This is a genomic window from Pseudomonas sp. RW10S2, from assembly GCF_014268985.1.
Taxonomy (GTDB): Bacteria; Pseudomonadota; Gammaproteobacteria; order Pseudomonadales; family Pseudomonadaceae; genus Aquipseudomonas; species Aquipseudomonas wayambapalatensis.
This window is the reverse complement of record NZ_JABWRO010000181.1, coordinates 1-6,915: the sequence shown is the minus strand read 5'-3', so window position 1 is coordinate 6,915 and position 6,915 is coordinate 1. Positions and strand designations below refer to the sequence as shown.

Below are 6,915 nucleotides of genomic sequence, written 5' to 3'. Positions count from 1 at the left end.
GATCGGGCGCGTAGCGGCCGTAAAGCCGGGCTTCGAGGTGTTTCAGGAATACCCCGGTTGCCTGATCTACGGCCGCTTCGCGCCCGATCGCGGGACGAGCCCGCTCCTACAGGGTATGTGACGTTTTTCAGGTCGATCAACGGTGGCGCTTAGCATTCAATTGCCTGCAACAACACCGCGCGCTGCTCCAGCCAGCGCTCGAAGCAGGTGAAGGTAGCGACTGCCGCAGCCACGGTGCGGGCCTGATTTTCGGGTGGCAGGGGGTGCCGATCCAGGCGTTCGAGAAAGCCGCGCCACTGGCTGGCGGTGGCGCTGCCATACACATCGAGAAAACCACCGCCGCTGTCGGCGTCGATACCCAGGCGCTGCGCCATGGCACGCTTGAGCACCTGGCCACCGAGGGTGGAGCCCTCCAGTACGTACATCACACCCAGCGCGCTGGCCTCATCGGTGATGGCGGGCAAGTCCCGGCACAGCGGCAGCGCGTCTATCTGCTCGGCACTCAGCTTGAGTGCCTGCAGGTCGCGGCACAGTGCCGGCGCTTTGTTGCGCCCACTGTCCTGGTGCCTCGCCAACAATGCTTCGAGCGGTGCGTGAAAGCCGTAGTACGCCTCGATCAGGCGGCGATAGGCATCGTGGTCGAAACCTTCGCTGAAAAATGGCAGGCGTGCCTCCAGTGTCTTGTGGCAGGCCTGCGTACCTTCACGCAGCGCGAGCAGGACAGGACCGGGAGGAGGGCGGGAGGTGATGGTCATCGAATCGACTCTGATGGCTAATTGCCTGGGTTAGACTGGCGATCTTAGCGCAGCGTTCCTCGATGCCCTAATCCTCATTGCCAGAGAGCTCCAAGGTGAAAGCCGTCCGTCTGACCCTGATCAGCCATGCATTGACCCGCGCCCAGAAAACCGGGCGATTTCCGTTGAGCGACGATCCCGTGCTGGGTGATGCCCCGTTGTTGAAGGCTGTGCCCGAGGGCGTGCAGGTGCTCAGCGCGCCCGAACTGCGCGCCCGTGAAACCGCCGCCTGGCTCGCCCCCGAAGTGCGTATCGAGACGGCGCTGGCCGACTGTGACATGGGGCATTGGCAGGGCGTTGCGCTCAAGCAGTTGCAGCGCGAGCAGCGCGAAGCCCTGGCGTGGTGGCAGGTCGATGTGGACGCGGCGCCCCATGGTGGAGAGTCCTTCGCCGCGCTGCACAAGCGCGTGGCGCACTGGCTGGAGGCGTTCGACACGCCCGGTGACTGGTGGGCCGTCACGCATCCGATGGTGATGCGTGCCGCGATGGTCGAAGTGCTGGGCAGTTCGCTCGGGGCCTACCAGTGTATCGACGTCCCGCCGTGCTCACGGCTCGAACTCAGCCGCACACAGATCTGGCGCCTGCGTCTTGCGCCGGCCTGAGGCGCCGGAGTATCAGAAGGCCAGCTTGTAGCCGATCAACAGCAGCATGCCCGCCAGGCAGGGACGCAACACACGATCGGAGATGCGGCCGGTGAGGTGGCTGCCGAGGTAGATGCCCGGCAGCGAGCCGAGCAGCAGGTAGCCGAGCAGCGACCAGTCCATGTTGCCCATACCCGCGTGGCCCAGGCCTGCGACCAGGGTCAGGGGGACGGCATGGGCGATCTCGGTGCCGACCAGGCGCCGGGTCACCAGGAAGGGGTAGAGCAGGAACAGCGCCACGGTGCCCAGGGCGCCGGCACCGATCGAGGTCAGGGTGACCATGACCCCGAGCACCACACCGGTGATCACGGTGAGGAGGTTCAGGCTGCGGTCGCTGAGGTGGTAGTGATCGCCTGCATGCTTGCTGGCGAAGGCCTGCAGGCGCGACTTGAACAGGATCGCCAGGGCGGTAAGGATCAGCACCACCGCCAGGCCCTGCTTGATGATGGCGTTGAGTGCCGAGGTGTCGGCATGCAGGGTGCTGAGGAACCACAGGGTCAGCGCTGCCGCGGGCACGCTGCCCAGGCTCAGCCAGCCGGTGATCTTCCAGTCGATGTTCTTGTTGCGCGCATGCACCCAGACGCCACTGGCCTTGGTGATTGCCGCGTAGAGCAGGTCGGTGCCCACGGCGGTGGCAGGGTTGATACCGAACCACAGCAGGATCGGGGTCATCAGCGAGCCGCCGCCGACGCCGGTCATGCCGACGATGAAACCCACGACCAGCCCGGCAATGGTGAAACCGAAAGAACCTACATCCATACGTTACTCAATCTGCCCGCTAGCCCGTTGTCGGATGGGAGCAGGATATAGATTGTTCTTTATAGCCAAATAGAATTGTTCGTTATTAGGTTATAACGCGGCAGCTTCACTGTTCCCCTGTAGAGCGGGCTGGTCCCGCGAACACGGGCGTAGCCCGTGCCAGGCAGCGCGGTGTCTTTTTCGCGGGCAAGCCCGCTCCTACAGGGGGAACAGTGAAGCCGTTTCAGATCCTGAAACTGCCTACCAACTGCTTCAAGCGTCCCGCCTGCTGGCTCAGGGCATCGCAGTGGCGCAGGGTTTCGTTGAGATTCTGCACCCCTTGCTGGTTGAGGGCGTTGATCTGGGTGATATCCAGGTTCAGGCTCTCGACCACTGCGCTCTGTTCCTCGGTCGCCGTGGCCACCGACTGGTTCATGCCATCGATCTCGCCGATGCGCAGGGTCACACTGGCCAGTCGCTCACCTGCCTGGTTGGCCACCTGTACGGTCTGCTCGCTGGAGACCTGGCTGGCGTTCATGGTGTGCACCGCCTCGCGCGAGCCAACCTGCAGGCTGGTGATCATGCGGTGGATCTCTTCGGCCGACTCCTGGGTGCGGTGTGCCAGGTTGCGCACCTCATCGGCGACCACGGCAAAGCCTCGCCCGGCTTCCCCGGCGCGAGCGGCTTCGATGGCGGCGTTGAGCGCCAGCAGGTTGGTCTGCTGGGAGATGCCCTTGATCACGTCGAGGATCTTGCCGATTTCGTCGGTGCTGGCGTTGAGGGTTTCGATCTGCTCGCACGACTCGCTGATCTTGTGCGACAGCGCGGTCATGGCGCTGATCGCATCCTCCACCACCTGGCGCCCGTCGTTGGCTTGATCGCTGGCGCCGCTGGCGTGCTGCGAGGCATCGGCGGCGTTGCGCGCAATCTCCTGGGTGGCGGCGCCGAGCTGATTGATCGCCGCTGCCACGCTGTTGGTGCGCAGGCTCTGTTCCTCGGACCCGTTGATCGAGGCGTTGGAAGCGCTCATCACCTGTTCGGACAGGTCGTGCACCTGTCGGGTGGCCGAGGCCACTTCGCTGATCGAGGCGTGGATACGCTCGACGAAGCGGTTGAAGGCTGCGGCCAGTTCGCCGAACTCGTCCTTGTGCTGCACCTGCAGGCGACGGGTGAGGTCGCCTTCGCCTTCGGCGATATCGTGCATGGCGCGGCCCATGGTGGTCAGCGGGCGCATCAGCAGTGGGATCAGCAGGCCGAGCACGGCTGCGATGGCGGCCACCGCGATGATCATGGCAATGATGGCCGAACTGCGGAACTGGCCGAGGGCGGCGTAGGCTTTGTCCTTGTCGATGGACAGGCCGATGTACCACTGCGCCGAAGGCAGCCCCTTGACCTGAGTGAAGGAGACGATCCGCTCTTCGCCGCCGAGGGTCACGTCCTGCATGCCCGGCTCGACCCGCAGGGAGCTGCCGGGGTAGATGTCCTTGAGGTTCTTCATCAGCTGGTCCTTGTCGGGGCTGACGATCACCTGGCCTTCGCGGTCGACCAGGAAAGCGTGGCCGATACCGCCGAAATCCACGGCGTTGATGATGTCGACCAGGCTGTCCAGGCTCAGGTCACCCCCGACCACTCCGAGCAGCTCGCCATTGCTGCGGGCCTTGACGGGGATGGCGATGGTCACCACCAGCCCGCCGACCGATGCCTGGTAGGGCGGTGTCAGCAGGGTCTGGTTGGCGCTCGCGGCGGCGGTGTACCAAGGGCGTTTGCGCGGGTCGTAGCCTTCGGGCATCTGTGCGTCGGGGCGCTGGGTGAAGAGTCCGGTGTTCTGGCCGAAGTAGGTGAACTGGAAGTTGCTGGTGTAGGAGGGTTGGTCGACCAGCCCGGCGACCTGACTGCCGGTGCCTTGCTGGGCGATATCCTGGGCGAGGTTCTCCAGGATCAGGATGCGTCCGCTCATCCAGTTCTGCACGCTGCTGGCCGTCAGTGCGCCGGCCTGCTGCACGGAGGATTCGATGTTCTGGCGGATGGTGTTGCGTTGCAGGTAGTCGTTGTAGAGGGTGAACAATGCGAATGCCAATACCACGACACCGCAGGCGCTGAGGAGAATCTTGTGGCGGAACTTCAGGTTCATGTTTCGAGACCTTGAGCCGATGCTGGGGAGGCCGCCGTGCACTCGTGGCGCGTGGCGGTGCCTGTCGGAATCGGTATCGGCCTGCGGGCCAAATGGTTGAGTTAGACGTCGTTCTGGCCGACGGGTGGTCATGGACGGATCAGCCGGCAGCCAGCAACTCCACCAGCGCCCGAGCAGCCTGCCCCAGTGGCTGCTCCTTGAGCCACAGCACATGCACGGGTAGCTGCAGCTCGTTGCGGGTGTTGCGAAACGCCAGGCGCACCAGCCGGCCGGCCTCTACCCGTGGCATGACGCTGGCCACAGGCAGGTCGCCCCAACCCAGCCCTGCTTCGACCATCTGCAGGGCCAGGTCGACGCTGTCGGTGCGCCAGTGCGCGGTGCCGATTAGTGAGCGGGTGTCGCGCAGTGGCAGGTCACGGCTATGCACCAGGATCTGGCGGATGTTCACCAGGTCTTCCAGGTCGCGGATACGCCCTTGGCGCAGGGCTGGATGGTGAGGCGACAAGGTGGCCACCAGCGACTCGGTGCCCAGGTGCTGGAAACTGCGGCGCGGATCGACCTGCAACCCGGCAAAGGCCAGGCACAACCTGACGCGGCCGCTGTCGAGCAGTTGCAGGGCGTCCTCCTGCGGGGCACTGAGCAGTTCGATGTCGAGCAGCGGGTAGCGCTCGCCCAGCCGGGCGATGGCTGTCAGCAGTGGACGGGGGTCGATGTCCGGCACCACGGCGATGGCCAGGCTGCTTTCCAGCCCTCGCGACAGTTCGAGCGCATGCACTTGCAGCAACCCCAGTTGCTCGGCGATCAGCCGCGCGTGCGGCTCCAGGGCGCGGGCGCGGTCGGTGGCGCGCACCTCGCGGGCACCGCGCTCGAACAGGGCGTAGCCCAGTTCTGCCTCCAGATTGCCGATTGCCATGCTGACCGCCGACGGCACCCGCCCCAGTACCCGTGCGGCGGCAGAGAACGAGCCGCGGTCGAGCACGGCGAGGAACAGTTGGATGTTGTCGCTGGAAAAGTTCATGCAAGTCTCCTTTCAGTCAATCTGAAAGGTGCTGACTTTTTCTGTCAAGATTATTGATTCATTCTCCGCGCCTTCATTCACTGTATCCCGAGGTCGTCACGGTGCAAGGCGTCAAACGCAAACTGGTCTACGTGACCTTCTATGAACTCATTGGCTTGTGCATGTCCACGCTGGGCCTGGCCTACCTGTCCGAAACCCCGCCCTCTCACACCGGGCCACTGGCGGTGATGATCACCACCATCGCCATGCTCTGGAACCTGGTCTACAACAGCCTGTTCGAGCGCTGGGAAAGCCGCCAGGCCAAGCGCGGTCGCAGCGTGGCGCGGCGAGTGGCGCACGCGGTGGGCTTCCAGCTGACGCTGGTGCTGTACCTGATTCCGCTGATTGCCTGGTGGCTGGACATGAGCCTGGTCGAGGCGTTCGTGGTGGACCTGGCGTTCATCGTGCTGGTGCCGGTCTACACCTTCGTCTACAACTGGGCGTTCGACCGCATCTTCGGCCTGCCGACCTCGGCCATGGCCGTGGCCTGAGGCGTCAGGGCCGGCCTGCGCCCGACAGCAGGCCATCCTCGACCTGCCCCGACAGGTAGTACACCCCCGAGAGGGCGCCACTCTGGCGGTTCTCCATGAGCTCGCGCCATTCCTCGTTCAGCGCCACGTTGAGGATCACTCGCAGTTGCTCGACCATCTGTGGATGATCGCGGTCGTGGGTCATCATGCCGAAACCGGCCACCGCCACCGAGATCATCGCCCCGGCGGCCTTGCCTACTGCCGCCGCCACCGCGCTGGCGATGCCGCGCGGGGCGAGGGTGGCGCCGAGTTTTTCGCTGGCCCGGGTGGCCACCGACGACAGCCCCACCTCGGTTTGCCCGGGTGCCTTGGCGGCCTGGTCGTGCAGGTGCTGGCGCAGCGCCTGCCAGGCGGGCTGCTGGTAAAGTGACTGGGCGCGCAGCAGTTGGTAGAGCGTCGCGTCCCTGGCCGCAGGTGGGCCCAGGGCGATGGCTGCAAGGTGATTCAGGCGTTGGCTGACCTGATCAGGCGGGGCGTTGTAGCGCTGGATTATCGTCGGCAACTGCTGGGCGAACAGTTGCAGGTACAGCTCGCTGGCACGGTCGCGGATGCCTTCGGGGTTGATCTGCTCGGCGACCGGTTCGATCACCCGCTCGTGGTACTGCTCCTGCAGGTAGAGCGCCAAACGTTTTTCGGGCGGGTCGCTGCCGTTGCCGCTGTTCATCTTGAACCAGGCAACCTTGAGGGTCAGCCATTGCTGGGTCCAGTAGCCGGTGAACCAGGGGATGAAGTCGCTTTCGGTACGTTGCTGCACCTGTTCGCGCCAGACCCTCATCGAGCGACGGGCATAGTCGCTGGCCGAGCCGGTGGCGGCAACCGAGGCGCCAATCAGGTCCTGGTCGATCTGTTGCCAGAGGGCGGGGGTGAGCGTGGCCGGGGGCGGGGCTGGTGGGGAGCGTTTGCCGGCGCAGCCAGCCAGGGTCAGCAGCAGGCACAGCAGCAACAGGGGGATGCGCGGGTTCACGCTGGTAGCCTCCCTGGGTAGAGGCTGGATGAGGTCTTCTGATTATAGAAGCGGGAAGGG

General features: G+C 64.9%; 7 protein-coding genes. 2 read left to right on the top strand and 5 right to left on the bottom strand.

All coding sequences use genetic code 11. From position 1 onward, the window contains the following. Positions 1–149: 149 nt before the first annotated feature. A complete protein-coding gene (locus tag HU729_RS24440; RefSeq protein ID WP_186711803.1) occupies positions 150–755 on the bottom strand; it encodes a biliverdin-producing heme oxygenase in 606 nt (201 codons plus the stop codon). A gap of 95 nt (positions 756–850) precedes the next feature. On the opposite strand from HU729_RS24440, the gene HU729_RS24435 reads away from it, so the two are divergent. Further along, positions 851–1,396, top strand: coding sequence for a histidine phosphatase family protein (locus tag HU729_RS24435; RefSeq protein ID WP_186711802.1), 546 nt, complete (start codon positions 851–853; stop codon positions 1,394–1,396). 12 nt (positions 1,397–1,408) lie between these two features. Here the strand turns inward: HU729_RS24435 and HU729_RS24430 are convergent, their stop codons facing one another. The 3 genes from HU729_RS24430 to HU729_RS24420 all read right to left on the bottom strand — a co-directional run bounded on the left by HU729_RS24430 (position 1,409) and on the right by HU729_RS24420 (position 5,322). Next, positions 1,409–2,194, bottom strand: coding sequence for a sulfite exporter TauE/SafE family protein (locus HU729_RS24430; protein WP_054892440.1), 786 nt, complete (start codon positions 2,192–2,194; stop codon positions 1,409–1,411). 223 nt (positions 2,195–2,417) lie between these two features. Beyond that, the gene (locus HU729_RS24425; protein WP_186711801.1) at positions 2,418–4,304 is read right to left on the bottom strand and encodes a methyl-accepting chemotaxis protein; all 1,887 of its coding nucleotides are present in this window, start codon (positions 4,302–4,304) and stop codon (positions 2,418–2,420) included. A 139-nt stretch (positions 4,305–4,443) separates the two neighbouring features. Next, a complete protein-coding gene (locus HU729_RS24420; protein ID WP_186711800.1) occupies positions 4,444–5,322 on the bottom strand; it encodes a LysR family transcriptional regulator in 879 nt (292 codons plus the stop codon). 101 nt (positions 5,323–5,423) lie between these two features. Here HU729_RS24420 and HU729_RS24415 point away from each other — a divergent pair, with 101 nt between their 5' ends. After that, positions 5,424–5,852: a PACE efflux transporter gene (locus HU729_RS24415; RefSeq protein WP_186711799.1), complete on the top strand. Its 429-nt coding sequence runs from the start codon at positions 5,424–5,426 to the stop codon at positions 5,850–5,852. A 4-nt stretch (positions 5,853–5,856) separates the two neighbouring features. Here the strand turns inward: HU729_RS24415 and HU729_RS24410 are convergent, their stop codons facing one another. Continuing rightward, on the bottom strand, positions 5,857–6,855 hold the full coding sequence (locus HU729_RS24410; RefSeq protein ID WP_186711798.1) for a hypothetical protein: 999 nt from the start codon (positions 6,853–6,855) through the stop codon (positions 5,857–5,859). Positions 6,856–6,915 lie beyond the last annotated feature (60 nt).